We start from the raw sequence: 26911 nt of genomic DNA, 5'->3' as shown, positions 1-26911 counted from the left end.
GGAAGGGAGGAATCCTGGTTGTTTTCTACTTACTTTTTTGGGAACTTTGTCACCATTTTAATTGTTGCCATAACCATAAAACTCATAAATCGCTTCGGTCTTTCTGTCGGCAATGTTAAGCACCATTTTGGCTGGATGACGTTTGTTGCGTTAACGTTGATGGGTTTATTTTTACGACTTAGCGCGTATTTCTCTGATTTACAGTATCCATATAAACATCATGCTGAGGGAGGGGTGTTTGTTGTTATTCTGTACATTCTGCTCTCGTTGATGAGTCGTAATGAGTACCTGCTGAAGAATAGGTTTAATGATATTACGAACACACTGTTAATGGCAGGTGGTGTTGTGACGATACTACTGATTCTGAATAAATAACCCTGAAATTTAAGCCTATTTAGGTATTAATTACCAGCCTACAAACCTAGCGACAGAGGTATATTGAAGGTTATAATACAATAATGGATTTATACAAATTTAACTTGTATTAGAGGGTTTACATATATGCTTAATTTAATGAAATCATTATTAATCTCCGCTCGTGGAAGAATAATTGCGGGTTTGGTGGCAATTGTATTAGTTTTCACGCATTTAAATATGCAAAGAGATGGTGCGTTTGCTCAAGTAATTTTAAATGAATGGGTTGGATTATGGCTAAGAGTCATTATTATTTTTTCGTTTGGTTATTTCATTGATTATATATATAGAATAAAAGTAACAAACGAGAGAAATAAAGAAGTGTATTCCTCCCTTTTTGAACATAACCCGGATGCCAGCTACAGCATAGACTTATTAGGACATTTCAAGGAGGTTAATACCGCCACTTCTCGAATAACTGGGTATTCAAAAGAGGAGTTACTCAATAAGAGTTTCTTGCCTATTATTGCTCCTGAAGAAAAAGGAAGAGTCTTCGCCTATTTCAAAAGGGTACTGAATGGAGAATCGGTTATATTCGACTCAAAATCATTCATAAATCGGGAGAAAGAAGAACCATTAATCTAATGGCAGTTCCAATCTATGTTGATAACCATATTGTTGGCTGCATTGGAATTGGTAGAGATATAACGGAAGCAATGGAAATAGAAAATAAATTGAAAGAGAGTGAAGAGAGATATCGCTCTCTTACAAAACTGCAACCTGAAATGATGTGCGTAGTCAGTGAAGAGGGCATAGAATACATTAATGAAAGAGGAGTCAAGTTTCTGGGGATTTCTTCTCACCTTGACGCGCTTGGAAAAAGCCCATTGGAATTTGTTGTAGAAGAGGACAGAGAGTTATTTATTCGAAGTTTTACCAATCTCATGCAAGTTGAGAAAACAGACTCCTTACAAGAATATAGGTTTATCAATTATGAAGGTGAGAGCCGTGTAGGTGAAGTTTCTTCTACTAGAATTATATATAAAGGGAAGCCAAGTGTTTTAGGAATTGTACGAGACATAACGGAAAAACGCCAGGCTGAAGAAAAACTAAAATTAGCGAACAAATTATTAGAATCCCTATCCTCGAGAGATGGATTGACAAATGCATATAATAGACATTTCTTAGAACAAAAGTATAAAGAAGAATGGGACGAATGTGCAGACGAAGAAAAGCCAATGTCGTTAATTATGCTAGATATCGATTGTTTTAAACTTTACAATGACACATATGGACATATTGCTGGAGACCAATGCCTAATAAGTGTAAGTAGAGAGATTGAAAAAACAATTGGTGATCAGCCCTACACCTTTGCACGATATGGTGGTGAAGAATTTACGATTCTATTGCCGAAAACTCCAATAGATTCTGCAGTTTTAGTTGCAGAGCTAATTAGAGAAAATGTCGGTGCATTACACATTGAACACCTTACATCCTTAGTAGAGCCTTATGTAACCATTAGTTTAGGGGTGGCAACAGTTGAACCTGCTCATGATCCATTTAGTAAAAAGTTGATAGCAGAGGCAGATCAAGCCCTGTATCATTCGAAGAAGACCGGTAAGAATAAAGTGTCTTCTTTTGAGGGGTGAAATTCATTTCTGTAAAAAACCTAAGCTAAAAGAATACACGACAAAAAACAAAGACTAGCCCATCGGACTAGTCTTTTGCTAATTATAACGTCACCTCATTAACATTACGCTCCACAACACGAGCGCCCTTCTTCGCCACAAGATCACCACCAGCAGAAATAAACACATTTGCTGATAAAATCGTGTCCATCGCCGCATCAATTGCAGTAGGACTAACAGGTTCAATCGGATTGTCAATGGAGATCGTCACCGTTTTCTCCTCTTCATTCAAAAACTGAAGTTGAAGTGCTTTTGCCATATCAATTACCTCCTTTCTACATTACTTGTACTTGTCATTACTCACCTAACAGGTTTTTGTCGTTACGCTCGATTGCTGTAACAGGGTACTGTTGTAAGCCGATTAGGCTTGTCGCTACCGCGTAAAGTCCGTCAGTAGTAGCATCAGTCTTCACATTACGGAAGCTTTTGCTTTTGTAAATTGGATTTCCTTCACTGTCTACACCAGTGTTGAACACTAAGCGCAGCTGAGAATCTGATAGGAATGCTTGTGCCATGTGGTATCACCTCCTTCGTTTTATATATAGGAGGTGGAGGGGATTTTGGGGTTAAATTTAACAAAAAAATTAAACTGGAATTTGAAAGGGGCTCCTACTATGTTAAATAATAGATTTTTCCATGAAGGCGACTTTCAAAATAGCTCTATTTTGCACGATTAATAGAGTATAAGTAATGTGAAAATATATTTTTAAAATATTCCTACATTTCGACAAAATCTCTGATTGCTATAAAACTGAGACTATATTACCATTTATTTAGTTACAAAATTTGGGTGGTTTGGTAAAAATGTATCAGATATTGAAGGAATTAACGATTTATTTGTTTGTTTTTCGTTGGATGTTATTAATTGTTGGATTCCTTACATTTGTTAATTCCTCACATGAGAATTACTACATCATTATTTATTTGCTCGCTAGTAATCTAATCTCACTTATTACTTTATTTAGAAGAAATAAAACGAATTTTTTATTTTTTTTCATATCCTTTGATATCATCACGAATCTCTTTATCCTTAATGCTACGGGGGGGATTGAGAGTCCCTTCTATTTATATTCAATCACTTCATTATTATGGTTACTGAAAACTGGGGATGAAAGACTATTCACACCAGTTATAGCCAGTTTCTTCATCGTTCTTTTCATTGTTAGTATTGATCAACTGGATGACCGAAATGGTTTGTTATTCATTTTTGGAGTCCTTTTTGTGTGCAGTATGTATGTTGTACTAAAATATTTCTTTACTAGTATTAAAGGAAATATGAGAAAAGGGTATGCCATCTATCAAACAATTAAAAAATCACCAGACAATCCCGTGGATTTTACCCATTATTATGAAGAAATGCTAAAAAAGCTTCTTAACCATAAGGAAGCCTATCTACTTTTGTTCGAAACGAAGGAAATACATAACAACTGGAAGAACCAGTATTTACTTAGACGTGTTAAAGAGTCATCTATAAAGAATAAACATAAAACACAACTTATAAAGTTACCAAACTATCAAAAAGGGCTAGAAAACTATCACTATGTACCAATTCATGATGATAAGAATCTCATTGGCATGTACCTCATTAAGAGTACGAATGGGTTTAGGTTAAAGAGAACAGACAACATATATCTCTATTTATTAACCGCTACACTTAATCAAGTCCGTCAACATTTCAAATTAAAAGAGGAAATGGCCAAATCTTTAAAAGAAGATGTACGGAAGAAAATGGCGCAGGATATGCATGATGGGTTGGCTCAGCAATTATTCTTTCTTTCTGCGCAAATGTACCAATTCAAAAATAGCTTAGCATTAGAAGATGTAAAAACATTACAGTCTCTTGTTCCAAAAATGGAAGAGCAAATAAAGCAATGTCACCTAGAGGTACGAACCTTTATTAAAGAGTTACGTGATGAACAGATTCATAAAAGTAACCTCTTTGAAGCACTCGAGACTCTTATTCATCGGATTACAGATGGAACGAATATAAACGTAGAATACACCACAATTGGGAACATTCAACAAGAAAGAGTCGAAGTTGAACAAATGGTATATAGAATTGTGGAAGAAAGTGTGAATAATGTCGTTAAGCATTCAAAAGCTTCTTTTGTCCAAGTCGCAATTGAGGCATCGCCTCTCCAATTGTCCATTACGATTAAAGACAATGGTGTTGGGTTTGTTGTAGGTAAAAAGCAAACAGATCGTTATGGATTAGTTGGAATGAGGGAAAGAGTCGGTCAACTTGGAGGTCATTTGGATATACTGTCCAACGTTAATAATGGAACGGAAGTGATAGCCTTACTTCCAAGAGAAAGGAGCATTGATTATGTATAAAATAGTACTAGCAGACGATCACCAAATCATCATTGATGGATTGAAAATGATTCTAAGTTTACAACAACAATTTAACATAGTCGGTGAAGCCTCTAATGGGATGGAGCTCTTAGAAATGGTGAAAGAGCAGAAACCTGATTTAATTGTATCGGACTTAAAAATGCCGGGACCAAGTATTATCCAAAGTGCAGCGGAACTAAAAGAGAGGTTCCCTGATATGAAAATTGTTGTCCTGACTGCATTCGATGAGAGTGAAGATATATATCAAGCATTAGATGCGGGTATTGATGGTTATTTAATGAAAGATACAGTACCAGAGCAAATCATCAATACATTAAATATGGTTATGATGGGGTATTCTTTGTTTCAGCCGAAACTAGATCGGAAAAGTACGGAAACAACTAAAAAAGAAATAGCAGAGGATTTTTCCTTTACTGATCGTGAAAATGAAGTATTTACATTAATTGTTGAAAACTACAGTAATACAGAAATAGCAGAGAAATTATTCATTTCTGAAGCAACAGTAAAGACACATGTTAGTAGCATATTACGAAAGACAGGTCAGCCAAATCGCTCGCAGGCAGTACTGTATGCCTTAAAGAAAGGCTTTGTAACCATTGATGGATAATAGGAGGGCTAAAATTGAACCTAGATGTAATGTATGAACAATCTATTGGTGGTAAAATTTTATTTTTACTAGCTTGTATCATGACGTTAGGGTTATTCATGTCCATTATCGCAAGTATCATTCATCCCAGTTCGTACTCAGAGTTAGCATTTTTAGGATTTACATTTTCAGGTATGTTACATTGGGGTTTTTATTTTATTCATCATAAGGCCCTTCCGCAAATCAAACATGCAGAACATTTAAGTGCAGGAATCAGCTTTGTCTTATTTGTATTTACTGCCCTTTATAATCCTCTGAATTATGACGGGATGTGGATCTTTTTATTATACTATCCAATTTTCCTGGGACTACTGTCTCACAAAAGGGTGTTCCGGAACTGGTTAATCATTTATTTGATCACCTATCATACATATATCATTTTTGACCACATTACAGCTTTAGGTCACTTTGATGTTTTCGTGATGATTATTAGAAGTTTGTTTGCTTTAGGAAGTAGTGCAATTGGCTTTGTTATATTATCTCAAGCGTTTGCGGTAGACAAGCAGTACAAAGCAGCTGCTCTTCAGCGAAACATTGATTATGTAATTAAAGTTCTATATACATTTATTCCGGTAGTCGAGCGAAAAACTCAATCTACTCATAAAGAAATAGAAGAAACTAGTTATCTGATGAAAAAGATTGCAGCTCATTTCCCTGAAGAAAAAATAGAAGATTGGGAAATTGAGCTACTTTCACTTATGCATTATGTAAGCCGAATTAAATGGCCAGACTATATGTTTGAGAAAAAAGGTAAGCTCTCGCAATATGAATTCCAAGTAATACAAGAACACTGCTATATGGGAAAGGAATTGCTAGGGGACTTTGCTGAGTTTAAAAGAGTCAGTGAAGTGTTCTATTCGCATCACGAACGAATTGATGGAAAGGGGTATCCTCACCAGCTAGAAGGAAATCAAATTCAACTTTTATCACAAATACTAGGTGTAGTTGAATCGTATATAGCCATGACAAAACATCGTCCATACAGATCGCATTTAACAGAAGAGGATATGTATCATGAACTTGTAAAATTAAAAGAAACTGCTGTGAAGGCAGAAGTGGTTAATGCCTTATTAGACGAAGTTGGTTTAGAAGAATACAATAGTAAAAGAATTTTAGTAGTGTAAGAGGCTTCCTAAGTGGAAGTCTCTTTTTTATATGTCATTCATCCCAAAGTATGAGGATAACTAGCCTGGGGAGTGATAGTTTTATAGGTTTACTTATTCGTACAATAAGAATAAAAGACTGGAGGAAGCAAGAGTGCTTCAAAAGACTTGTCCATCATGTCAGACGAATTCTTACAGCAGTACGAACAATGGAATGTGGATTTGCCCGTCGTGTAACCGTAATATAACGACAGTAAAGACATACCAGAATAGTCAAAAGGAAATGATTCAAAACCAATTATTACGTTTTTCTCACTATAAAAGGATTATATAAGAGGCTCTCAATGGCTAATCCTAGTGCAATTCTCTCCCTTTTTAAATGCCAACTCATACTTCAGGATGATAGATAAATCGTACTGGAAGATAGTGACTTTCAACCTTGCTACCGATATGAAACGTTTTGAAATGCTAGTAACATAAGTATCAGAAAGAGCAAACAAAACAGACATAGTGAGGGAGGAGGAGAAAGTGAAAAGAGAGTTTAAAAAGAAAGTAGCGAGTGTCACGATCGCGGTGGGAATCCTAACGGCTACCGGAACAATCTTCGCAAACACAGATGCAGGTGCTCACCTTTCGAGCTGGTACAAAGAATCATTGCAAAAGCAAACCGATACAATGGTTTCTGCATCGATAGAAGACATGAACATAAGTATTCGTTCATTCAAAGGTTTTGTTTCTAATACGAAAGAAGATGTCTCTTCGTTAGTGAATGAGTTTAACGAAAAGATCATATTCGAAACTGAATCTGACATCAAAAATCATCAGATCCATTATCAAAACCAGTTGAAGGAAACGAAAAAGAATTTACAATCTGTAAATTTTGATCAGTATTCAAAGGAAGTACAAAAAAGGGAAGAACAAGCAATTGTTGATGAAACCGAAGCCATCTTAGCAGATGTATTAGGTAACTAATTTAGTTGAAACACTCAAATGGGTGAATTCTATAAAACTTAAAAATGAAAATGAGAGAGGGAGTTTTTTAAAATGGTAAAATCATTCAAAGGTAAAGTAGTAACTGGAGTAGTAGCTGTAGGTTTATTATCTGGAGTAAGTATGGCATTTGCTAATACGGATGCTGGTACAGGATTAAAAGCTTGGTATGATGTACAATTTGGAAAATCAGCTGCATCAGTACAAAAACAAACAACTGACTATGCAGCAAGTAAAGTTCCAGCACTTGCGAGAGAATATAATGGTTTAAAATCAGATGCAACAAATAGTATCAATAGTACTCGTGATTCTGAAATCACAAACACTGCTTCTGATATCGAAAGTGCAAAACAAGGTCATGTTGATGCTTTAAATGCTAAAGAAGCGGAAATCGCAGGGTACATGGCTTCACAATTTGATGGAATTTCAGTATACGCTAACTCAGTAATTAACAGTGTAGGAACTCAAGCATACAACTACGCACAAGCTGATTTAGGTCGTCATACAGGTTCAAAAGGACAAGCTGCATTAACTAAAGTAAATGATGATCTAACTGCTACTACTAATGCTGCTGTTACAGAATTAGAAGCTGAAATTGCAAGTGCAAAAGCAGCTCTTCAAGCACAATTAGCAACTGAAACGGCTACAACTGTAGAAGAAATCAAAGCTGCTACTGATGCTAAAATTGCAGAACTTCGTGAACTAATCACTGCAAAGAAAAACGAATTAGTTGCTACACAACAAGGACTAATTACTGCTAAAGCTCAAGAACTAGAAGACGCTGCTAAAGCTGACCTAGATGCACTTGTGTTATCTATCAATAACTAATAACTAAATTAGGGTCTCACTCGTGGGACCCTAATCTTTTAAATAAGGAGTGAGAAGAATGAAGAGCCGTAAAGCAAAACATAAAGGTTTGGGTACGAAAAAGGTAAAATTTCTAATTGGAGCTATTCTTTTAAGTGTGGGTATAGGGAGCAGTGTAAATGTTGCTTTTGCTGATCAGGATATTCATGCACTATTAACTAACTGGTTCGACAAAAAGAAAGTTGAATCTATTAATGAAATAGAGCAAGCTATAATGTCTGAAAAAGAAACTCAAAAACAACGTTTAAAAGAACAGTTGCAAGTAGAAATTCAAAAGTCTGAAGAAGAACTTCAACTATTTACTGATGCTGAAAAGGAAGCTCGTGTATTAGCTTTGCAACAATACACAGATGCTCTAATTGCGAATTTCAATGTTGATAACTCAAATAAAGAGGAAAAGCTTTCAGCAGAGTTAGATGCAATTGTACAGGAAGCAATTGAAAAGATGGATAAAGTGGTAAAAGATATCCCGAACGATGATAAAGAAAAGAACAACAACGGAAATCATTACGGTCAAGATAAGGCAAACCCTTCTAATAAAGAGGATAAAGAAAAACCAAATGGATCAAATTAGGAGAGATTTTAGTTGAGTACCAATTATAATAATGAAGTGTCTATAGAAACCACTAATAATAGAATAATAACAAAGGAATCCATACTAAGCTGGATACGCTATCTTGCTTTATTACTATGCATCGTTCTATTCATTAGGTTTGGTATAGGAATTAGTATTATAAGTGGAAATTCAATGAATCCAACGTTAGAAGATGGAAGTGTAGTTATAGTAAACAAAATAGCATTTTCACCTGAAAGAAATGACATAGTAGTAGTAAAGGATTCGCATGGATATAACATTATTAAAAGAGTCATAGCTTTACCAGGAGAAAACATAGAAATCGTAAATGGTAACGTTCTTATTAATAACGAAGAAATACAGGAAGATTACATTTTGGGTACGTCATTCGATATCCCAAGTACAGAGGTTCCTGAGGGACACTTCTTTATAATAGGGGATAACCGGACTCCTGGTGAGAGCTTAGATAGCAGAGATGCTAGCATAGGTCCAATTAATCAAGAATTTATAGTAGGGGAAAGTATGCTATCACTGTTCCCTTTTAAAGGGTTATAGGCTCATAATCAGAAGTTAGTTCAAGTACATTGGACTAGCTTTTTTTATGCTTTATTTTTAAATGTTCTAACAAACAGATGTCACATCAACATTTAGCAAAAGTAGTTTCATTCCCAAGCTTACAGGTAAATGTATCACCTAATTAATTCTTCAATAGAATAAAAGATATTCAATCTAGTAAAAAACAAACAGAAGAGTAAAGAAATAATCATAGTAGTAAGGGTATCAGTAGAGTAAGCTGTTTTAAAAAAAGTGGAGAGATCCCTTTCAACACAAGGCATTAGGTTTGTTTTGTACAGGCATTTTATTCAAAGATTTCTATAATGAGTGGCAAAGGTTTAGAGATTAGTCGAATATCTACAGGCAATCATTTCAAAATTTTCTATCTGATAGAGGCAGTCATTTGGATAAAAAAAAGTGGTGTGGTAGAGATTTAGAGATTCATGGAATTGACGTGCATGTATTTAGAAAAATCCATTTTTCACAGGCAGTTATTTAGAGGGTTTTGAAGACAAAAAAAGACACCCCTCTTAGTAAAATAGAGAGATGCTTGGAGTAGTAAACAAATTGGAAATCGAATCTCCACGTACAAATAGCCCTGTTATCTCAGATAACAAGGCTCGGGAAAGAAACGCACACCTATTTTGTTAAAAGCTGATGAAGGACAGGCACGCGTCCAGTCATCATGAATTCTTTCATATTAGCTTTTCGTATGTAGTCTGTAGGGATTGTTTGTTCAATGAAAAGTTTAATGTTGTTTCGAAAGACAGTGCGGAAGTAGGCACCAATCGATGTTGTAAATTGGAAGGTTTCTTTTTGCTTTAGCTGATCTTGAATTTTCGTCTCAAAACGACCTAGACATTGATAAAAGAACGTTTGAATCCAGCTGTCGCGAAGTGAATAAGAAGAATTTTCTCCATCATTTTTGGCTACATATTTAAGAACGTTGATCACCTCTTGCTTGAGTGAAATCATAATATCAAATAGATCACGAGGCTTGAAGCGCATGTTAAGAGATTTGAGAACATGCTCCGTTTCTCTGCTGAACTCGGAGATAAGCGGGTTTACTTCAAAGGCATCCGAATTTTCAACCACACAATCAGGCTTTAAGCTGAATTCCACCTGGTGAATCCATACTTGATGCCCTCTATGTGACAAACCAATGAAGTGAACATGAAATAAAGGCTCGAGTAGTGAAATCGCCTCTCTTACTCCCTTCGAACGTTTCCCAAGCTTTTGCTTTAACGTGCTCATGTTACGAACTTGTTTTAATTCCTCTACTTCCTGTGTTCCTTGAATCGTTGCCATGCCATGACGGAATTGTGTGAACAACGACAGCATTAACTCAAATGTTTTACCATTCGACGTGCGCACTAATTCTGCGATAATATTCGTTTCAAACAAAGAGTGAGGAACGATGAAATAGTTGAGTTCGTCCTCTGAGAAATAGCGATGAGCATTTTGCAGCACAAATAACGTCTTACCTGCATCATTTTTCCCCTCATACAGGAAGCCATGATCCAGCCAAAACTTGAGACCTACATATAGAGTGGAATATCCAACATTCAGTTCGGTTGCATACTGACTAAGGCTGAACTCTTGAATTTCACCCATAGTCGTCTTTTCACGATGTATTTGTTTAAGCACACAGATCAACGTCGCATATGCACTTGAAGGAATTTGGATATTTTCCTTTTGCTCAAATTGCCGAAGGTCATCAAATAAACGCTGCGGAAACTTAAATCCATACATTTTTACTTTTTGTTTTTCTTTCTTCTTACGGTCAAACACGTCGTACTCAACTCCTGTATAAATTCGTTGTCACAATATATATAGGAAATTTGCTCGCGTTTGGGGTTAAAAAGATAGGTGATTGATAAAAATTTTTATTAGGTTTTGTGAACAATGATAATTTGAATAAGTTCAATATACTTTCTTTGATAAGTTTGTCGAGCAGTGTGTTTCTTTACATTTTTTATTGTCTTGAAAAGAATACTGACTCATGATGTAGAAATGTTGAGTGGTGAAAATGAAGTACTCCTCTTCAGCCTTACCAAAAAAGGTTTTTGTGTTTATACTTGAGACACACAATAAAACATTTTTCTTCTTAGGAGCTTTCAATATGCTAATTCAATGTACAAAGAAACTTTTAACCGAATTAAAGCTAAAACCGGAACCATCTTCAGAGTCAGATTCCCTCTTTTCCTGGCATGCAAATATAATAACGTTGAATCGAAAAAAGACAATTGTTCTGGTGAACGATCAAAGTCGGTATATTATAGTCCTTTATAGTGTAAAGGCAGCAGATTTAAAAAGAATTGATCAGTTGTTGGTACAAGCTATTCGAGATACGTTTTGTCATGAAGGCATTAAAGATGAGGTAATAGAGAACTATCTGTCTCATTTTAACGAGGTCAAATTTTCAACGACTAAGGATAGAAAACTTGTAGCAAGACTGAATAAGGCTTGTGAAAATGTTTGTTTTTATGAGGAAGAAATCCATCCGCATGGCATTCAACAGCCGATATTGAATAAACAGCTTAGCCGATTAATTGTCGGGAATGGCAAAAATGACTATATTACGCCATCTGAGGAGTTATTTCGCAATTTAGAAGGTTTGACTGGTGGCCAAATCTTTCATTCCGAAGCATATATTCTTCATGTTACATTGGAACTGGAGAATCATGAAGTTTGGAGAAGGATTGCTGTTCCAAAACATATTACGTTTCCAGACCTACATAAAACGTTGCAAATTTCATTTGGCTGGCAGGATTGCCATTTGCATGAGTTTTCTATCTATAAAAGTATGCCAACTTCACTTAACCAATCAAAGCGTATTGCAGACTGTAAACCAGTTGTCATTCTTGTTTGTCACGAAGAGGCATTTAGGTATGATACCGGCATACCGATGAAACTGGAGGAAGGGGAGAAGCTTCACGACTATCTACCATCTGAATTACGCTATACCTATGACTTGGGAGATGAATGGAACCACCAGATTGTAGTGGAACAAATGATGGATAACTATGACAAAAACTACCCTACGTGTTTTGAGGGCAGAGGAAATACACCACCTGGGGATGTTGGCGGTGAGCCGGGATTTGAAGAGTTTTTATCAGTTATGGCAGATCCTGCGCATCCTGATTACGAGCATTTACGGAATTGGGGAATAAGCCAGGGTTATGAGGATTTTAATATGGACCTGGTTAATAGGAGATTGAAATTTTTTTAAGTCGCTATTTTCCGTCCACGTTGAAGGAGATACATGAATGAAAATGGATTTACTTTTTGAAGTCTATCATAATCGCTTAAAAGAGGCTGATGCTGAAAGGGTAGTAGATAATTATTTTGAAAAATATCATAATGATGAGTTGCTAGAAACAGTTCAGGATTTACTGATGCTATCACTTTCTGAATATACGGCATATGCTGTGTGGTCATTAGAATTTGGCGTCATTGCAGGATATAGATATAATGGTTGGCCATCTAAATGTTCACTCTGCTCGAAGGAACTACAGGTGGATAAGGGATTTTGGAGAGTAGATGTGACGAATGAGATTGTTTGTATTGAGTGCTAATAAAATAATTACATTACAGACACTTTCACATGTCTATCTGTCCTATAAATCAAAGGGACGGTTCAATTGGCCTTAAGTATTCTTAAGATCAGGAGAACCGTCCCCTTTTGTGTGACTTAGAAATGTGCATGAGCTTTTTTATTTTATCCATATATCGACCGTTAAATTATTTCTCCTTTAGCTTTTCTTTCATTAATTCTACCAATTTATGTGAGGAGGAGTTCCCTTCGAGCAAATATACCATCTCGGCTAATTTAAAATTTTCTTTTGCCTTTTCAAAGTTTTGAAGTGCCATGTAGTTAATTCCTTTTTGATAATATAAATCACCTTTTAAGTACAAGAAATTATATTTTTTTGTAAGCATAATTCCTTCATTACACATTTTTAAGGAAAGTTGATACTCCCTGTTGTATCTCAAGGCTCTCGAATAATTATAATACAATCTAATTGGCAAATAATTATTCGTTAAATCTAGCAACATGGTTAACTGGAGATGGGCTACTTTAAAGTTTTTAATCGCAAGAGGGTAATCCTTCGATTCAGAATAAATATTACCTAAACTAATTAATATTTCGATCTCCCTTTCGGAATAAAGTTGTTTCTGATGGGTGGTTAATGATAAAGCTTCATTTAATAAAGATAAAGCTTGCTCTTTATTTCCATCCTCATAATAACTACAAATTCCTTCGTGCCATAAAAAGAACTGCTGACTTTTCGTATCAGCAAAGATGTTATTTCGTTTCTCACTCTTAATGATTTCCTTAACTAACTTATAGTTTCGTTTATAAACTTCCTCTCTAATTTGAGTAAACACCTCCACCATATAGTCATATCTAGGGGCATTCGAAATATCTAATAGGTAAGATATATTAACATTTAATCTCTCAGAAATTTTAAGTAGTAAGTCAGCAGATGGGAATATTTCGCCATTTTCTATTTTACTTATGTAAGGTTGAGTGCATATATCCCTACAAACAGCCCTTTGTGATAAGCCACTATACTCTCGTAGTTCCTTTATTTTTTTTCCTAATAAATCGGACATGATAATCCCCTCCTTTGAATGATAACTATGTTTATCAAAAACCATAAAATTGGTAGTAAATAAGATGGGTATATAGAATCACTCCAATTATATCAAAGAAATGACAAATACAGGGAAAATGTATCTATTGTATTATGTAAATAATCAGAAAATGAGGTGAAACTTAATTAATGAAGAAGTTACTTGGTTTATTTATTACGTTGACAATTTGCTTAACATTTTTCCCGATTCTTTCAGATGAGACAGTATATGCAGCGAAGACGTCATTAAATTCAGATGAAGAGGATCCAGGAGCAGCGAATTAATAGTACTGAACTCGGAATTTGATATAGCTTAAAAATAGTTAGAAATACGTTTTGCAGGGAGGTGTGTTCAATGGAAATGATAGTGAAATTCTCCGATGGTATCTCTCATTCTCAGGTAATAAATGGTGGTAAACAAGCATATTTGAGTGCATTTACTAGTTTGATAGATTCGAAGTCAAAGAAAGTTAGTATCTCAATTAATAATGGAGAAATCATGAAAAGCAGCGATGACATCGATTCAATAGAATTTAAATTCACTAAATAAAGATCATTCAACTTAAAGGAGGTGAGAATATTGAAAGATACTAAAGATATCAAACGCGAAGTAGAAATTACTGAAACTGAAATTAACGAAGTAATCAATGGCACGATTGAGGAAACTCAAGAAGAAGGAGCACATATTAACATTGCTTGTTTTGCTTAATGGATAACATTAAAGAACAGCATAACTTGGTAACAAATTATGGCTAAGGGAAGTGCACAACTACACTTTCCTTAGCCAATATCAATTTTAAGGTGTGAAAATATGCTGAAGAAGTCAAGATATGTCATTAAGTCTGAAAGTTACGATGGAGAATCTGACATTTACTTTAATATAAGAAACAGTATTGGGTTTAAGGTACCGAAAAAATCGGCAAAAGGTTTTGGTGAGTTGAGTAAGTTAGGGAATATGAGTGATATATTCTCAAAATATCATTTTTATGAAAGTGAAAATGATGCAGATGATGTTCTTTCCGCTTACAAAAAGGCCAGAAATAATAATAACCCATTACATCTCACTATTCTAGCACACGAAAATTGCAATTTTAGATGTATATACTGCTATGAACGTTTTGAGAAGAATAAATTAAAACCTGAGGTTGAAGAAGGAATTGAGAAATTCGTAAATAAAAGAATAGAAGACTATTCTTATAAGGAATTTTCTGTGAGTTGGTTCGGTGGTGAACCATTACTGGCTCCCGATGTAATTGAAAGGTTATCGCAGAAGTTTATTAAGAAATCAAATGAATACGGTATTAACTACGCAGCAACAGTTACAACTAACGGATATTTTTTAAATGATTCGGTAATTGATCTTCTCTTGCGAAATCAGGTAAAGGGTTTTCAGATAACCATTGATGGTACTAAAGAAACACACGATAAACAAAGGATTTTAAAGGGTGGACAAGGTACATACGACGTTATCATAAATAATTTAAAGAAGTTATCAGAAAGAACAGAAGACTTTCATGTTATTCTCCGAATGAATGTTGGTGAGGATAATTACATACATGTCGTTGATTATATAGAAGAAATGAAGCGCTTATTTGGTAGAGATGACCGTTTTCGATTGTATTTCCACAATATTGGAAAATGGGGTGGAAGTAATGATGAAAACTTAGATGTTTGTGCAGAGAGTACAGCCATACAGCTAACAAATCTCGCGTTAGATAAAGGTGCTACTGTCGAACGTATTGGTAAGAAAATTAAACCACATTCCATTTGTTATGCAGCGAGTCCTCATTCCTTTGTATTTGGTACAGATGGGATGTTATATAAATGTACGGTCGCATTATATGATGATATTAATCATGTTGGACAATTAAATCAGGACGGCTCACTAGATCTGGATCGTAATAAATTTGATGCGTGGACAGAGTCTGGAATTGAGGATTCTAAATGTAAGGAGTGTTTTTTAGCCCCTTCATGTCACGGTGATTCGTGCCCATGGATTCGATTAACAGAAAATAGGACACCATGTCCTGATCATAAAACACAAATGAAAAGTATAATCACTACGATGGATCGTCAAGGTGAAAAGTTTATTGAGGTAATAAAATAGCGATGGAATCAATTTTAGATGAAACATATATATTTCGTTCTAATTACCCCAGAGGGTTATATGTAAGTTTATTGAAACAAAAAGTAGATTTTACAACTGAAGAAATAGTGATTTTAGGAGCATTCTTTCCAGAATTGTTACTAAGAATGGGAACTAATTTTTATAAAAACTATATTATTCAGCCCTTTAGATTGAAGATGCTATCAAATGGGGATAAAAGCAAAGAACTAATGAATCGTTGTGATCATTTAATAGAAAAATATAATGACGTGAGCGTAGTAGGTGTTGAGCAAGATATCCTATCTAACGTTTCACAGAATAACTTGAACGAATTCCTCACATCTCATTTTTACTATTACTCCATGAATAAATGGTTTTGGCATTATTATGAACAAGTAAAACATCCAAAATCACATAGCCTTCATTTGCAAGCTATTGATATGACGTATTTTGAAAAGGATTTGTCACTCTTAAGAGAAAGGTTTAAGGAAGCCTTCCTCTCTACCTCTGATAAAGAAAAACACCAAAGATTATGGAATAAGCTAGGAGTCATGTTAACTCTAAAAGAAGATTATGAAAATGCCTATAAAGCAATTGAGACATCAATACAAGATTTGATATTTATAGAAGATATAAATGAGAAGAACTGTAGGCATGCCGAATCATTGAATGCATTAGCCTTGTATTACTATAGAATTCGAGATAAAGAGAAAGCTATATTATTTATTAAGGAAGCAATTACTATCCTTAATAAGTGTGATGTGTCCTATGAGAGACGGATACAAATTTTAAAAAATCTTGAATATAATGATAAAATTTTACAGAAATAATTGGATGGTGAATAGGAATTGTTATTTCACTCTACTGTGTTAGCAAATGGATTAAGAGTATTGGTAGTTGAAAAACCTGAAACGCTTGTAACAAGTGTAGGCGTATTTATTAGGCATGGAAGTCGAAATGAGTTAAAAGAAGAGAGTGGACTAAGTCATTTTCTAGAGCATCTTATCTTTAATAATCAGCGTGCGATAAGAAGAGGAAAAGAGGCAGTAAAGGAAATCGTCAATAATGGTGGACTATTGAATGCTCACACTACTAAAGAATGTACATCATTTGAAGGTCTAATTTTGTCTCAACATTCAAAAACACTATTGAAGGCACTATATGAACTTACCTTTGAAGCTGATTTTACTGAAGAAGATGTTGAAGCTGAAAGAAAAATTATTCTTGCAGAATTACAACGAAAACTCCATAGTTCAGAACAAATTATGGATCGTCTAATAGAAGGTATGTATGGTGGGCATGGATACGGAAACTGGATTCTAGGAAATGAGCAAACGATAAAATCCTTTAGCGCAAAACATTTATTACAACGGTATCAAGAGATATACTCTGCTGATAATTCAGTCATTGTTATAATCACAAATAATAATATTAATGATGTAATTAACGATGCAAGTGAAATCTACAGTAATGTACCGAGTGGTGTGCCCACACCCATTGAAATTCGTTCCTCGGAATCCGTGCATTTTAATATTCTGAAACAAAAATCAGATTACGTAACACTGTGTATGGGTGGAGTCGGACCTTCATTACGGGATGAAGGAAAGAAAAACTTTGAGGTTGCAATTAAGGGTTGGGGAGGATTTCCGAATTCAAGATTAATGCTAAAAGCACGTGAGAAGGAAGGCCTAGTTTACCATATTCAAAGTTTTTATCAAGGATTTATCCAAACAGGTAACTGGGGTATATATACATCTGTTGCCAAAGATAAATTTAGTCAATTACTAGATATTTTAATAGAAGAAGTTAACTATATTAAGGAAAACTCTTTAGACAGTTCGGAGGTTAATAACGCAATCTCTGGATTGAAAACGGATTTATATTTAAAAACTCAACATCAACAATACTTCTTAAAAATAATAGGAAGAAATGAAATTTTTAGAGAAACGATTTACCCAAATGATTTAGTACGACAATTTGAATTATCAACTGTTGAGAATATAAAAGGTTTTTTAAATGAATATATTGATCCATTGCGATTATCTATGGTCGTCATGGGTGATGTTGACGGACAAAAGTTACTCCAACAAGTTGATAAAATGGGGTGAGGAATATGGAGAAAACTAGTAAAGAACTCAATGCAGATCAGGAAGGGATTTTGCAAAATCCTAACGTACTAAAAACATTTTTATATCTATTAGATGGTGAGATAAGTCCAGAAGAATTATCAAGAAAGACAGGATTGAAACCTCTTGAGATTTCCTTTCATTTGGACAGATTGGAAGATACGAACTTAATTAAGAAGCATGAAATGGTATCCGTAAATGGGAGGTCCATTCACTTTGTATACAGAGCTGTTGACCGGGATGTTGATTTAAGTAGTGTAGTACCATTACTAAGCCCTTCAACAACATTAGATTTAATTTATAACAAGGTGAAAAGTGATATTTCTGATTTGGATACTCAGAAGTTATTAGAAAGTTCTGCGACTATTAAGTATGCACAAGTAAAAGTAAAAGACGAACTATTCAATGAGCTAAGAAGAAAAATGGAAGAAATAGAAAAGTTCATTAGAGCAAATGAAATTGGTGATGATGAAGAAGGAGTATATATTAATTCACTAATGATCGGATACCGATTCGATCGTGAAAATTAAAAAGGGGTGATAAAATGTTAAATATACTAAAACAAAATTTAATGTTTAGAAGACTTGCAATATCTTTGTTTATTTCTGAGATAGGCTCATGGTTTAGCTACATGCTCCTGATTGTTATGACGTACACGAAGACGGAGACGTTACTAACAACAATGGGTATTGCACTTTTTTTAAGTGTTGGTAGTTTAGTAGGTGGAGCAATAGCGGGGGTAATTATAGAAAATAAAAACCCAGCAAAAGTCATCGTAGCCACGAATATATCAAGTGCAATATTGATTGCAAGTTTATTTTTCTTACCTAATACACTACATGTATATTTTGTTGCTGCATTTGCTATATCATTTATTTCTTCATTCCGAACACCAGCATTTAATAAATATATAGTAAACATTGTGGATGAAAAGCAACTGATGGAAGCGAATGGAACATTCCAATCTACTAGAGAACTAGTTAAGATCATCGGACCTGGATTGGCTGCAACTGTACTTGGCATACTTCCTGAGGGCCAACAAAATATCGGATTTTTAATTGATTCTGCAACCTATGTATTAGCATCAACTTTGTTTATTGGATTGTCTCTAGCTAGTATTGAGCCGATTCAGTTAGAAGGAAAAAAGGAAAAGAAAAGCTTCTGGAAAAGTTGGGTTGAGGGATTAAGTCCCATCAAATCACCAATTGTAATTAGTGTACTCGTTATGTATGTTTGCATTATGCTTGGAATAGCAGGTGTGGATGTTACCTTTACTGCCCATGTAGACAAAAGTGGGTATAAGGCAGAGTATGTTGGCTATATATTGGGAGCTCTAAGCGCAGGGATGATACTAACATCAATATTTGGTTCAGCAATTATAAAAAAGCTTCCATTAGCTATCCAACTTGGTGGGGGAACTTTAGGATTAGGAATATTCTATGCTTGTATAGGTTTCTCATCAAACCTTTACCTGATGATGGCATCAGCCTTTGCGCTAGGGATATTTAATTCTGCCTTCAATATGAGTGCTAGTACATTCTGGCAAACTGCTATTCCATATGATCAGTTGGGTAGATTTTTCAGTACAATTACAAGTTTCCTTAGTTCTATCACTTTATTAGGGATGGGAATCAATGGGTTGGTTGGAACAATATCATCACCCCAATTTGTAATTATTTTATGCGGTGCATTAATCTTAATCTCTGGATTATGTAGCATCTTTATTATAATGGCAGTTACAAAAAACAGTATGAAAAATACACCTGCAAATGTAAGTCAGGCATAAATGGTAATAATATGATGATAAAGTAGCCCTTCTTCTTAACGAAGTTGGGCTACTTGGGTATCAGGCAGGACTATCAAGTATCCACGATGCCGACTATAGAATCCTCCGTCTCCCGTGTTGACAAACATTTCGAAAAAATATTATAGTAGAAATCCTGCCGATTTTAAAGTTGGTTAGGGAACTGAGATAAGTTCATTCTGATTTGAAAGGGATGGATACAATGAATAAAGAGTTATTAATGCAAAGTGCACGTCAGATGAAGGAACGAGCTTACGTTCCATATTCGAAGTTTCCAGTAGGAGCCGCGATTCTTTTAGCAGATGGTTCTGTCATTAATGGAGTAAATGTGGAGAATGTTTCATTAGGTGCAACGAACTGTGCTGAGCGAACTGCGATATTTACGGCTGTCGCAAGTGGCTATAAGAAAGGTGACTTCAGGGCAATTGCGGTTGCAGGTGATACAAAAGATTTTCTTCCACCTTGCAGCATTTGTAGACAGGTTTTGGCTGAGTTCTGCTTACCTGATATGCCGGTTTATTTAACAAATGATAAGAATGATATATTAGAGTTGACGTTGAAGGAATTATTGCCTTATGCGTTTACTGATTTAGAGATGTAAGATAGAGGGCTTTAATAGTTAAGAAATCAATAAATTGAAATAAAGAGTGTGTTTTGGATTTAGTTTCAAAATATGCTCTTTTTGATTTAATTGTTTAGATAGAGTTGGATTATGTTCTCTTTCAATTTATTTGTAACAGAACTGTAAAACTTTTTTTCTATTATCCTTGTTATAATAACTTTAGTTTAAATTTTCAGAAAACTATAACTAGGAGACATAATATGAAAAGAATCATAACTTCTATTATTCTAGCAATAATTATACTTTCTATATATACTCCACAAGACAAGGTGTCGGCTGCAACAGCTGCCAAAAACCCTCAACAACTAGTCAAGGTTAGCACTGCCTTAATAGGAACTCCTTACAAATTTGGTGGTACAAGTAAAAAGGGCTTTGACTGTAGTGGGTTTGTAGGTTTTGCATATGCTAATGGGCTAGGTAAGAAGTTACCACGTTCTTCAGCGGATATGTGGAAAGTTGGAAAGGCAGTAAAGTCACCGCAGGTTGGAGATTTAGTATTCTTTCAGACATATAAAAAAGGTCCATCACATGTTGGAATCTACATAGGTAATAATAGCTTTGTGCATGCTAGTTCTTCTAAAGGTGTTATGATTAATAAATTAAGTGATAGTTACTATAAAACTAGATATTTAGGTGCTAAAAAATATTAAGATTAAGGCTCTCTATCACAGGATAGAGAGTCTTTTTCTATAGAAGAAAGAGGTTCTTAACTGAACCTCATAATAGTAGTTTATGTATTCAGTTTAGAATACTCTCTTTCGCTTTCCTCCGCCAATCTTAATAAAACGATGATTCTCATTACATCTATAGAAGCGGATTCTAAAAAGAATAAGAGGAGTCCATATTTCTTTAAATGAATAATAAGGCATTTTATTTCCCCTATGATAATGAGTAGCTGGCTGGCATATCTCCAATAGACTTTAGGTAGCCCCTATACTTTGCAAAACTACCTTTAAGTGGGTGTGCCTTATCTCTTTATAGTAAGATAACATTAGTTTTGGGTGAGATTTTTCGAAAATTTCCATATATAATCATGATTTAATACCTATTATTTAGTAAAGTCATTTCGATAAATAAATATATTCACTATATTATCTGTCTTTTTATAAAGAGAAAAATGTGTCGAAATATAAAAAGTCAGCAGAAGAAAAAATAGAAAGGTAATTTTTTACATAGGTCGAATATATTTAGTTGGTTAAAAATTACATTCCAGGAGGAAAATGAATGAAGAAGAAGTTTATTTATACTTTAATTCTACTAGCTTTTTTATTTACTAGTTCAGTAGGAAATGTGAATGCACAAACACCATCTAAGAAATCCTCTCAAGGTAAAGAAGAAGTTATGGTAAGGGAAGGAATTCATCCAATTAAAAACTCACAACTAGTTATTCAATCTAAAGAGAAGACACAAAAGGTTAGACTTGTTTCAACGAATGCTAAAGGGCAATTAAGTAGCAAAATTCCAGATGGAGATTATTCAGTTAAGGCCGTGAACAAAGGGAACAAGTGGTATAGCGCGAAAGAATCTTTTACTGTGAAGCAAGGAAAGGTTAAGAGTTCGGAAAACCAAGTGATTCAACTTTCTAATAAAAAGGAAGCAAAAGCGGCTGGGCAAAAATCCGATTCGAATTTTCAGGGAAAATTAACTGAAGGTAACAAGGGCTTAAAAGGAAAGGTAATTCTATCAAGATACACAAGTGAATATGAGGAAGAGGTTTTTACTGTATCTTCTAAGAATAATGGAGAATTTACAGCAGTTCTCCCAGACGGAGATTATTTGTTATTTGGAATTGAGTTAGAAAACGGATTTTATAATCATGAATTGTATTTTTCCGTTTTAAATGGAATTGTAACGATTGATGGAGTAGAACAAAAGAGTTTACAAATCTCTCTTCCAGAAAAGGCGTATAGTGGAAAAGTTACTGATGGGACAAGGTCAGTTAGTGACGCCGTTATCTCTTTAGAACAAGTAATTAACGAAGAAGAATATCATTTCGAATTTGTGGAATATGTGCTCACGAATAAAAAGGGAGAATATTCGTTAAGAGAATTATCTGATGGCAAATATATGGTCAGTGTTTCTCATCCAACCTATTACGAATGGAAAAAGATCATTTTTGAAGTAAAAAATGGAGAAACATATATTGATGGAAAAAAGGTGAATTTCTTAAATATCCAAATACCGAATGTAACATTGAAGGGTAAATTAGTAGAAGGAAAGACACCAATTACGAATGCATGGATCGGTGTTGAAGGTTACGATGAGAAAGGTGAACATACTGGTTATTTTGACATGAGTGTTGATAAAAAAGGTAACTTCGAATACAGACTATCTGATGGACAATATTTTATTAGAGAAGTTTATGAGAATAATCGTCAATCTATAGTGAATGTAGCATTTGAAATTCTAAATGGAAAAATAGTTCAAGATGGTATAACGAAAGACAGTATAACGATTAATTTACCTCCTGTAACACTTCAAGGTCAATTAGTGGATCAAGGAGTAACACTTCAAGGCCATATAAATATAGAGAAATACAATGAAGAAGAGGGTTACTTCGACTGGTATTATGCATCAACGGATGAAAACGGTCAGTATTCGTTAAGACTACCTGACGGTTCGTACAAAGTAACAGGGGCTTATTTATATGACATGAATCAAGAGGTAGGTCTTTCTACACAATTCCAAATTGAAAATGGAAAGCTGTATGTAGATGGTGAACTAAAGAATATGCTTATTCTACAATTACCACCAGTAAGTTTAAATGGAGTTGTACTCGATGGTGAAAACCCTGTTACAGGTGGAACTGTAACGTATAGCACAGCTGATGAAACTTCTTATTATTGGAGTGAAATTAGTGAAGATGGTAAATTTTTAGGTAGGTTAGTAGATGGTGAGTATAAAATAAAATCAGTGTATCTGTATGATAATACGCAGGTTGAATTGAACCAAGAATTCACGATTCAAAATGGTTCATTATATGTATATGGAGAACCACATGAGTCATTGCTCATTAAACTTCCGGCAGTAACAGTTATAGGTACGTTATTAGATAATGGGAACCCAGTACCTGGATTCTTAAGTGTGTATTCAATAAGTGATGAATATCAAACCTTCTATTATGGATCTGCCAACGAGGAAGGTAAGTTCCAACTTCGTTTACCAGATGGCGAATACGTATTTGATAATGTTTATTTATATGATGATACTTCGTTCAGACCAAATACAAGGTTTACAGTTTTGAATGGAGAGTTATTTGTTAATGAAGAGAAGCTTGAAACACTTCAAGTTGAAGTCCCTGCTTTAAACTTAACTGGAAGCGTGTATGATGGACATCAGTTACTAACAGAAGGTTATGTAAATGTAGTGGGAGTAGGAGTAGAAGGCTCTTGGTATTCAAGCTGGATTAATGAAGAAGGAACGTATAAATTTAGATTGTCAGATGGGGAGTATGAACTACAAACAATTGATTCACCAGCTCATGGCTATGTATATTTTAATAAGTTCTTTTCTGTGGTTGATGGTAGGGTAGTAGTGGATGGAACCGAAGTGACTAGTTGGGATCTATTTCTAGGAGATGCAACGGCAAATTAAACGAATAGATCCTTAATTAAACTACTACAATTTAAGTTAGAGGAATTTTATAAAAACAAAAGACTTGAGTTCGATATTTTACTGAATTCAAGTCTTTTTATTATGCTTCGTTCATTTAAATATGAAAGTAAATAGCATTTTAGATTATGATTTTATAGGTTATACCAGGAATAACGGCTTAAAAGTTAACAAAATTGTCAACAGTTTGTAATTTTTTCTACAATTTTCTACAATTTCATGTATAATTTACTATGTTATTATATTAGTTTTTAGGAGGAAATAATTTGTCATTACTACAAAAACAAGGTTTAACAAGCGAGGAACTTCAATTACTTAGTTCAGAAATGAGCAAGAAACAAAAATCTAGTGGAACAACATGGTTACTATGGTTTTTCCTAGGTTCAGCAGGTGGACACCGTTTTTATTTAGGAAAAACAGGTTCTGCTGTAGGTATGTTATTAACTCTTGGAGGATTAGGAATTTGGACATTAATCGACCTTTTCTTAATCAACAGTATGGTAAAGAATACTAACGAGCAAATTGAAAATGAAGTATTAGCTGAAATCCGTACAATTAAGCAAGCAAGAAAAAATTCAGAAGTAGCAGCAACTGCTGAGTAATATTATGCAAATCGAAAAGAAACATTTAACCTTAGAGGAACTAGCGATATTAGAATCAGAAATGTTTAAAAAAAGTAAGAGCAAAGATGCAGCGTGGGGGCTATGGGCGGGCTTATCCTTCTTCGGAGCACATCGCTTTTATACCGAAGATTATAGAATTGCCAGTATCATGTTATCGACGACTATTTTTCCTTTGTTTCTTCTGATTCTTGTACTTGCTTATTCGCTATCGGATGGTCTATTGTACTTTTCGCTTTTCTTCTTAATAGGATCAGTAATATGGAGTTGGATTGACGCCTTTTTCTTAAACAGACGGATCGAGGCTTTAAATGATGAAATAGAACAGAAGATTCTAGTTTCAATTAAAAAGAACTGAGTGCTCTGCATCTCAGTTCTTTTTGCATTTTCATAACTTTAATTCCTCTAAATGGTTTATTAGAAAAAAACTAACCCCGTTAAAAAACGGAGTTAGTTGCTAATTTATAAAGCTACATCCGCAACATTACGTTCCACCACACGAGCACCTTTCTTACTTACAAGATCTCCACCAGAAGAGATGAACACATTCGCAGTAAGGATTGTATCCATTGCAGCATCAACAGCTGCTGGACTAACAGGTTCAATTGGATTGTCGATTGAAATCGTCACCGTTTTTTGTTCCTCGTTTAAAAACTGAAGTTGAAGTGTCTTTGCCACTGAAATAACCTCCTTTCATCATTATTTTCAACGTCATTACTCACCTAAAAGGTTTTTGTCGTTACGCTCGATTGAGGTAACAGGATACTGCTGTAAGCCGATTAGGCTTTGAGCTACAGCGTAAAGACCATCTGTAGATGCAGTCACCTTCACGTTTCGGAAGCTTTTGCTTTTGTAGATTGGATTTCCTTCAGCATCTACACCAGTATTGAACACTAGCTTAAGCTGGGAATCAGCGATAAATGCTGTTGCCATGTTATCACCTCCTTCGACCTATATATATAGGGGAGGTAGGCAAATGGGGTTATACAAAACTATTAAACTGAAAAAAATATGTAGTTTTTTGAGAGAAGTCATGTATTTAAAAGAAAAGGTGAAAAAGCGAGAGTAGGTTTCGAGGGAAAGGAAAAAAACTAGTCCTTTAATAATGTGTACCCTTTGTAAAGGACATTTTAAAAAAAGACTAGGCAATCTTAAATAGATGATTCCTGTATTCCACAGGAGTCATCTTTTTTAAATTCCACTGATATCTGTAGTGATTGTAGTAGTTCATATATGATTTTATTTCTTTTCTTAATTCCTCAAATGTTTCACAACTTTTAAATTCAGTTTCATCTTTAAAATGACCAAAGAAAGACTCCTGCGGCGCGTTATCCCAGCAGTTTCCTCTTCTAGACATAGATTGTTTTATACCATATTTACTAAGTAATTTTTGATAGGTAGGGTGTGTATAATGAAAACCTTGATCAGAATGAATAATAGCCCCTTCGGCTAATTTTACTTTTTTATTAATTTTTAGCTTTAATATTGTGTCTACTGCAATATCAAGTGTTATACGCTCAGAAACATGATAGCTTAAAATTTCATTCGTTGACCCGTCCTTGATTGTTGATAGATAAGCTTTATTCCCTTTCCCATAAAATAAGTAAGTGATATCAGTAAGCAATATTTTCCCTGATTTTCTTGTTTGAATTATCTATTTAACATATTTGGGACTACTGCGTGTTCTTGGGTAGCTTTTGCCATCCTTCTGTATGGATTGGCAGCTCGAATAGGACAAACAATCCCAAACTTGTCCATAATTCTTCGAATTCTTTTTAAATTATATACGATACTAAACTGACCCTTTAAGGTCATCTTAATCTGCCGAGCACCCTTTTTGCGATTCTTAAAACGAAAGGCTTTTAATATATTTTCTTTTAGGAGCTCATCCTTTTTATCACGTACTTTTCTATTTTCCTGAGACTTTAACGAGAAATAATTGTAGTAACCAGAACGTGATACTCCAACAAAGGTACATAAGTGGCTAACCATATTTTGAAGGTTATATTTAGTGGGATTTTCCCTTTTTCGTATTCTGTAATAAATAGACGTTTAAAGTCATCTTTATATGTGATTCCCTTATTAGTAACTGACTTAACATTTGGATTTTTAGATAGTACCTTAATTTCTTTTTCAGTAAATAACTTTTTACTCATTTTAGTGTTTCTCCATCCCATTTTTATCTATATAAAGAAAGTACCCTATAGATAGACTTTTTTAAAGTGTTTATTCTATAGGGTACATTTTA

General features: G+C 34.5%; 32 protein-coding genes and 1 pseudogene. 26 read left to right on the top strand and 7 right to left on the bottom strand.

Annotated features, from left to right (window positions below):
* Positions 1-18 precede the first annotated feature (18 nt).
* The 3 genes from JR050_RS15870 (at position 19) to JR050_RS15860 (ending at position 2003) form a co-directional block, all read left to right on the top strand.
* Complete coding sequence (locus tag JR050_RS15870) at positions 19-375, top strand: hypothetical protein (RefSeq protein ID WP_204204502.1); 357 nt, start codon at positions 19-21, stop codon at positions 373-375.
* Between the two features lie 126 nt (positions 376-501).
* Complete coding sequence (locus JR050_RS15865) at positions 502-999, top strand: PAS domain S-box protein (protein WP_204204501.1); 498 nt, start codon at positions 502-504, stop codon at positions 997-999.
* Positions 999-2003: a sensor domain-containing diguanylate cyclase gene (locus JR050_RS15860; protein WP_204204500.1), complete on the top strand. Its 1005-nt coding sequence runs from the start codon at positions 999-1001 to the stop codon at positions 2001-2003. The genes JR050_RS15865 and JR050_RS15860 overlap by 1 nt, the downstream gene beginning before the upstream one ends.
* Positions 2004-2085: 82 nt before the next feature.
* On the opposite strand, the gene JR050_RS15855 is transcribed toward JR050_RS15860, so the two are convergent.
* On the bottom strand, positions 2086-2301 hold the full coding sequence (locus JR050_RS15855) for a DUF2922 domain-containing protein (protein WP_204204499.1): 216 nt from the start codon (positions 2299-2301) through the stop codon (positions 2086-2088).
* A gap of 37 nt (positions 2302-2338) precedes the next feature.
* Positions 2339-2557 (bottom strand): DUF1659 domain-containing protein, encoded by a 219-nt coding sequence (locus tag JR050_RS15850; protein WP_204204498.1) that lies wholly within the window; start codon positions 2555-2557, stop codon positions 2339-2341.
* A gap of 289 nt (positions 2558-2846) precedes the next feature.
* Here JR050_RS15850 and JR050_RS15845 point away from each other — a divergent pair, with 289 nt between their 5' ends.
* The 8 genes from JR050_RS15845 to lepB all read left to right on the top strand — a co-directional run bounded on the left by JR050_RS15845 (position 2847) and on the right by lepB (position 9132).
* On the top strand, positions 2847-4376 hold the full coding sequence (locus JR050_RS15845; RefSeq protein ID WP_204204497.1) for a sensor histidine kinase: 1530 nt from the start codon (positions 2847-2849) through the stop codon (positions 4374-4376).
* Positions 4369-5004: a response regulator gene (locus JR050_RS15840; protein ID WP_204204496.1), complete on the top strand. Its 636-nt coding sequence runs from the start codon at positions 4369-4371 to the stop codon at positions 5002-5004. Before JR050_RS15845 ends, JR050_RS15840 begins: the two co-directional genes overlap by 8 nt.
* A gap of 14 nt (positions 5005-5018) precedes the next feature.
* On the top strand, positions 5019-6167 hold the full coding sequence (locus tag JR050_RS15835; RefSeq protein WP_204204495.1) for an HD-GYP domain-containing protein: 1149 nt from the start codon (positions 5019-5021) through the stop codon (positions 6165-6167).
* Between the two features lie 118 nt (positions 6168-6285).
* Positions 6286-6480: a hypothetical protein gene (locus JR050_RS20880; protein ID WP_430392893.1), complete on the top strand. Its 195-nt coding sequence runs from the start codon at positions 6286-6288 to the stop codon at positions 6478-6480.
* 194 nt (positions 6481-6674) lie between these two features.
* Positions 6675-7118: a hypothetical protein gene (locus JR050_RS15825; protein WP_204204493.1), complete on the top strand. Its 444-nt coding sequence runs from the start codon at positions 6675-6677 to the stop codon at positions 7116-7118.
* A 72-nt stretch (positions 7119-7190) separates the two neighbouring features.
* Positions 7191-7964: a hypothetical protein gene (locus JR050_RS15820; protein ID WP_204204492.1), complete on the top strand. Its 774-nt coding sequence runs from the start codon at positions 7191-7193 to the stop codon at positions 7962-7964.
* 58 nt (positions 7965-8022) lie between these two features.
* A complete protein-coding gene (locus tag JR050_RS15815) occupies positions 8023-8577 on the top strand; it encodes a hypothetical protein (RefSeq protein WP_204204491.1) in 555 nt (184 codons plus the stop codon).
* A 12-nt stretch (positions 8578-8589) separates the two neighbouring features.
* Positions 8590-9132, top strand: a complete 543-nt coding sequence (lepB, locus tag JR050_RS15810; RefSeq protein ID WP_204204490.1) for a signal peptidase I — start codon at positions 8590-8592, stop codon at positions 9130-9132.
* A 639-nt stretch (positions 9133-9771) separates the two neighbouring features.
* On the opposite strand, the gene JR050_RS15805 is transcribed toward lepB, so the two are convergent.
* A complete protein-coding gene (locus tag JR050_RS15805) occupies positions 9772-10923 on the bottom strand; it encodes a hypothetical protein (protein WP_204204489.1) in 1152 nt (383 codons plus the stop codon).
* A 331-nt stretch (positions 10924-11254) separates the two neighbouring features.
* On the opposite strand from JR050_RS15805, the gene JR050_RS15800 reads away from it, so the two are divergent.
* Both JR050_RS15800 and JR050_RS15795 read left to right on the top strand, forming a co-directional pair.
* Positions 11255-12364 (top strand): plasmid pRiA4b ORF-3 family protein, encoded by a 1110-nt coding sequence (locus tag JR050_RS15800; RefSeq protein ID WP_204204488.1) that lies wholly within the window; start codon positions 11255-11257, stop codon positions 12362-12364.
* 37 nt (positions 12365-12401) lie between these two features.
* On the top strand, positions 12402-12710 hold the full coding sequence (locus JR050_RS15795) for a hypothetical protein (protein WP_204204487.1): 309 nt from the start codon (positions 12402-12404) through the stop codon (positions 12708-12710).
* 166 nt (positions 12711-12876) lie between these two features.
* Here JR050_RS15795 and JR050_RS15790 read toward each other — a convergent pair whose 3' ends face one another.
* Complete coding sequence (locus JR050_RS15790) at positions 12877-13752, bottom strand: helix-turn-helix domain-containing protein (RefSeq protein ID WP_204204486.1); 876 nt, start codon at positions 13750-13752, stop codon at positions 12877-12879.
* A 170-nt stretch (positions 13753-13922) separates the two neighbouring features.
* Between JR050_RS15790 and JR050_RS20585 the strand changes: the two genes are divergently transcribed.
* From JR050_RS20585 to JR050_RS15735, 13 genes are all read left to right on the top strand, one after another.
* Entirely contained in the window at positions 13923-14057 is a 135-nt protein-coding gene (locus tag JR050_RS20585) for a hypothetical protein (RefSeq protein ID WP_283244086.1), read from the top strand.
* Between the two features lie 70 nt (positions 14058-14127).
* On the top strand, positions 14128-14322 hold the full coding sequence (locus JR050_RS15785) for a hypothetical protein (RefSeq protein WP_204204485.1): 195 nt from the start codon (positions 14128-14130) through the stop codon (positions 14320-14322).
* Positions 14323-14352: 30 nt separating this feature from the next.
* Positions 14353-14481: a hypothetical protein gene (locus JR050_RS20580; RefSeq protein ID WP_283244085.1), complete on the top strand. Its 129-nt coding sequence runs from the start codon at positions 14353-14355 to the stop codon at positions 14479-14481.
* 102 nt (positions 14482-14583) lie between these two features.
* Positions 14584-15879, top strand: a complete 1296-nt coding sequence (locus JR050_RS15780; protein ID WP_204204484.1) for a radical SAM/SPASM domain-containing protein — start codon at positions 14584-14586, stop codon at positions 15877-15879.
* 2 nt (positions 15880-15881) lie between these two features.
* The gene (locus JR050_RS15775; RefSeq protein WP_204204483.1) at positions 15882-16709 is read left to right on the top strand and encodes a tetratricopeptide repeat protein; all 828 of its coding nucleotides are present in this window, start codon (positions 15882-15884) and stop codon (positions 16707-16709) included.
* Positions 16710-16727: 18 nt separating this feature from the next.
* On the top strand, positions 16728-17987 hold the full coding sequence (locus JR050_RS15770; protein ID WP_204204482.1) for a M16 family metallopeptidase: 1260 nt from the start codon (positions 16728-16730) through the stop codon (positions 17985-17987).
* A gap of 5 nt (positions 17988-17992) precedes the next feature.
* Positions 17993-18535, top strand: a complete 543-nt coding sequence (locus tag JR050_RS15765; RefSeq protein WP_204204481.1) for a winged helix-turn-helix domain-containing protein — start codon at positions 17993-17995, stop codon at positions 18533-18535.
* A 14-nt stretch (positions 18536-18549) separates the two neighbouring features.
* A complete protein-coding gene (locus tag JR050_RS15760; RefSeq protein ID WP_204204480.1) occupies positions 18550-19791 on the top strand; it encodes an MFS transporter in 1242 nt (413 codons plus the stop codon).
* A 220-nt stretch (positions 19792-20011) separates the two neighbouring features.
* Positions 20012-20410 (top strand): cytidine deaminase, encoded by a 399-nt coding sequence (locus JR050_RS15755; RefSeq protein ID WP_204204479.1) that lies wholly within the window; start codon positions 20012-20014, stop codon positions 20408-20410.
* 221 nt (positions 20411-20631) lie between these two features.
* The gene (locus JR050_RS15750) at positions 20632-21081 is read left to right on the top strand and encodes a C40 family peptidase (RefSeq protein ID WP_204204478.1); all 450 of its coding nucleotides are present in this window, start codon (positions 20632-20634) and stop codon (positions 21079-21081) included.
* 574 nt (positions 21082-21655) lie between these two features.
* The gene (locus JR050_RS15745) at positions 21656-24025 is read left to right on the top strand and encodes an MSCRAMM family protein (RefSeq protein WP_204204477.1); all 2370 of its coding nucleotides are present in this window, start codon (positions 21656-21658) and stop codon (positions 24023-24025) included.
* A gap of 284 nt (positions 24026-24309) precedes the next feature.
* A complete protein-coding gene (locus tag JR050_RS15740) occupies positions 24310-24645 on the top strand; it encodes a TM2 domain-containing protein (protein WP_239454435.1) in 336 nt (111 codons plus the stop codon).
* 4 nt (positions 24646-24649) lie between these two features.
* The gene (locus tag JR050_RS15735; protein WP_204204476.1) at positions 24650-25021 is read left to right on the top strand and encodes an NINE protein; all 372 of its coding nucleotides are present in this window, start codon (positions 24650-24652) and stop codon (positions 25019-25021) included.
* A gap of 104 nt (positions 25022-25125) precedes the next feature.
* On the opposite strand, the gene JR050_RS15730 is transcribed toward JR050_RS15735, so the two are convergent.
* The 3 genes and pseudogenes from JR050_RS15730 to JR050_RS15720 form a co-directional block, all read right to left on the bottom strand.
* Positions 25126-25341, bottom strand: coding sequence for a DUF2922 family protein (locus JR050_RS15730; protein ID WP_204204475.1), 216 nt, complete (start codon positions 25339-25341; stop codon positions 25126-25128).
* Positions 25342-25377: 36 nt separating this feature from the next.
* On the bottom strand, positions 25378-25596 hold the full coding sequence (locus JR050_RS15725) for a DUF1659 domain-containing protein (protein ID WP_204204474.1): 219 nt from the start codon (positions 25594-25596) through the stop codon (positions 25378-25380).
* 208 nt (positions 25597-25804) lie between these two features.
* Positions 25805-26819: pseudogene (locus tag JR050_RS15720) on the bottom strand (IS3 family transposase).
* Positions 26820-26911 lie beyond the last annotated feature (92 nt).

Source organism: Bacillus suaedaesalsae (genome assembly GCF_016890225.1).
In the GTDB taxonomy this organism is placed as follows: Bacteria; Bacillota; Bacilli; order Bacillales; family SA4; genus Bacillus_BS; species Bacillus_BS suaedaesalsae.
Note: the sequence above shows the minus strand (reverse complement) of the source record. Positions and strands in the feature narration are given on the sequence as shown.

What these genes read in the sequence shown, in the direction of transcription:
- JR050_RS15865 (WP_204204501.1), top strand. Translation starts at nt 502, where the DNA reads ATGCTTAATTTAATGAAATCATTATTAATCTCCGCTCGTGGAAGAATA.
- JR050_RS15860 (WP_204204500.1), top strand. Translation starts at nt 999, where the DNA reads ATGGCAGTTCCAATCTATGTTGATAACCATATTGTTGGCTGCATTGGA.
- JR050_RS15855 (WP_204204499.1), bottom strand. Translation starts at nt 2,301, where the DNA reads ATGGCAAAAGCACTTCAACTTCAGTTTTTGAATGAAGAGGAGAAAACG.
- JR050_RS15850 (WP_204204498.1), bottom strand. Translation starts at nt 2,557, where the DNA reads ATGGCACAAGCATTCCTATCAGATTCTCAGCTGCGCTTAGTGTTCAAC.
- JR050_RS15845 (WP_204204497.1), top strand. Translation starts at nt 2,847, where the DNA reads ATGTATCAGATATTGAAGGAATTAACGATTTATTTGTTTGTTTTTCGT.
- JR050_RS15840 (WP_204204496.1), top strand. Translation starts at nt 4,369, where the DNA reads ATGTATAAAATAGTACTAGCAGACGATCACCAAATCATCATTGATGGA.
- JR050_RS15820 (WP_204204492.1), top strand. Translation starts at nt 7,191, where the DNA reads ATGGTAAAATCATTCAAAGGTAAAGTAGTAACTGGAGTAGTAGCTGTA.
- JR050_RS15815 (WP_204204491.1), top strand. Translation starts at nt 8,023, where the DNA reads ATGAAGAGCCGTAAAGCAAAACATAAAGGTTTGGGTACGAAAAAGGTA.
- JR050_RS15800 (WP_204204488.1), top strand. Translation starts at nt 11,255, where the DNA reads ATGCTAATTCAATGTACAAAGAAACTTTTAACCGAATTAAAGCTAAAA.
- JR050_RS15795 (WP_204204487.1), top strand. Translation starts at nt 12,402, where the DNA reads ATGAAAATGGATTTACTTTTTGAAGTCTATCATAATCGCTTAAAAGAG.
- JR050_RS15790 (WP_204204486.1), bottom strand. Translation starts at nt 13,752, where the DNA reads ATGTCCGATTTATTAGGAAAAAAAATAAAGGAACTACGAGAGTATAGT.
- JR050_RS20585 (WP_283244086.1), top strand. Translation starts at nt 13,923, where the DNA reads ATGAAGAAGTTACTTGGTTTATTTATTACGTTGACAATTTGCTTAACA.
- JR050_RS15785 (WP_204204485.1), top strand. Translation starts at nt 14,128, where the DNA reads ATGGAAATGATAGTGAAATTCTCCGATGGTATCTCTCATTCTCAGGTA.
- JR050_RS15780 (WP_204204484.1), top strand. Translation starts at nt 14,584, where the DNA reads ATGCTGAAGAAGTCAAGATATGTCATTAAGTCTGAAAGTTACGATGGA.
- JR050_RS15775 (WP_204204483.1), top strand. Translation starts at nt 15,882, where the DNA reads ATGGAATCAATTTTAGATGAAACATATATATTTCGTTCTAATTACCCC.
- JR050_RS15765 (WP_204204481.1), top strand. Translation starts at nt 17,993, where the DNA reads ATGGAGAAAACTAGTAAAGAACTCAATGCAGATCAGGAAGGGATTTTG.
- JR050_RS15760 (WP_204204480.1), top strand. Translation starts at nt 18,550, where the DNA reads ATGTTAAATATACTAAAACAAAATTTAATGTTTAGAAGACTTGCAATA.
- JR050_RS15755 (WP_204204479.1), top strand. Translation starts at nt 20,012, where the DNA reads ATGAATAAAGAGTTATTAATGCAAAGTGCACGTCAGATGAAGGAACGA.
- JR050_RS15750 (WP_204204478.1), top strand. Translation starts at nt 20,632, where the DNA reads ATGAAAAGAATCATAACTTCTATTATTCTAGCAATAATTATACTTTCT.
- JR050_RS15745 (WP_204204477.1), top strand. Translation starts at nt 21,656, where the DNA reads ATGAAGAAGAAGTTTATTTATACTTTAATTCTACTAGCTTTTTTATTT.
- JR050_RS15735 (WP_204204476.1), top strand. Translation starts at nt 24,650, where the DNA reads ATGCAAATCGAAAAGAAACATTTAACCTTAGAGGAACTAGCGATATTA.
- JR050_RS15725 (WP_204204474.1), bottom strand. Translation starts at nt 25,596, where the DNA reads ATGGCAACAGCATTTATCGCTGATTCCCAGCTTAAGCTAGTGTTCAAT.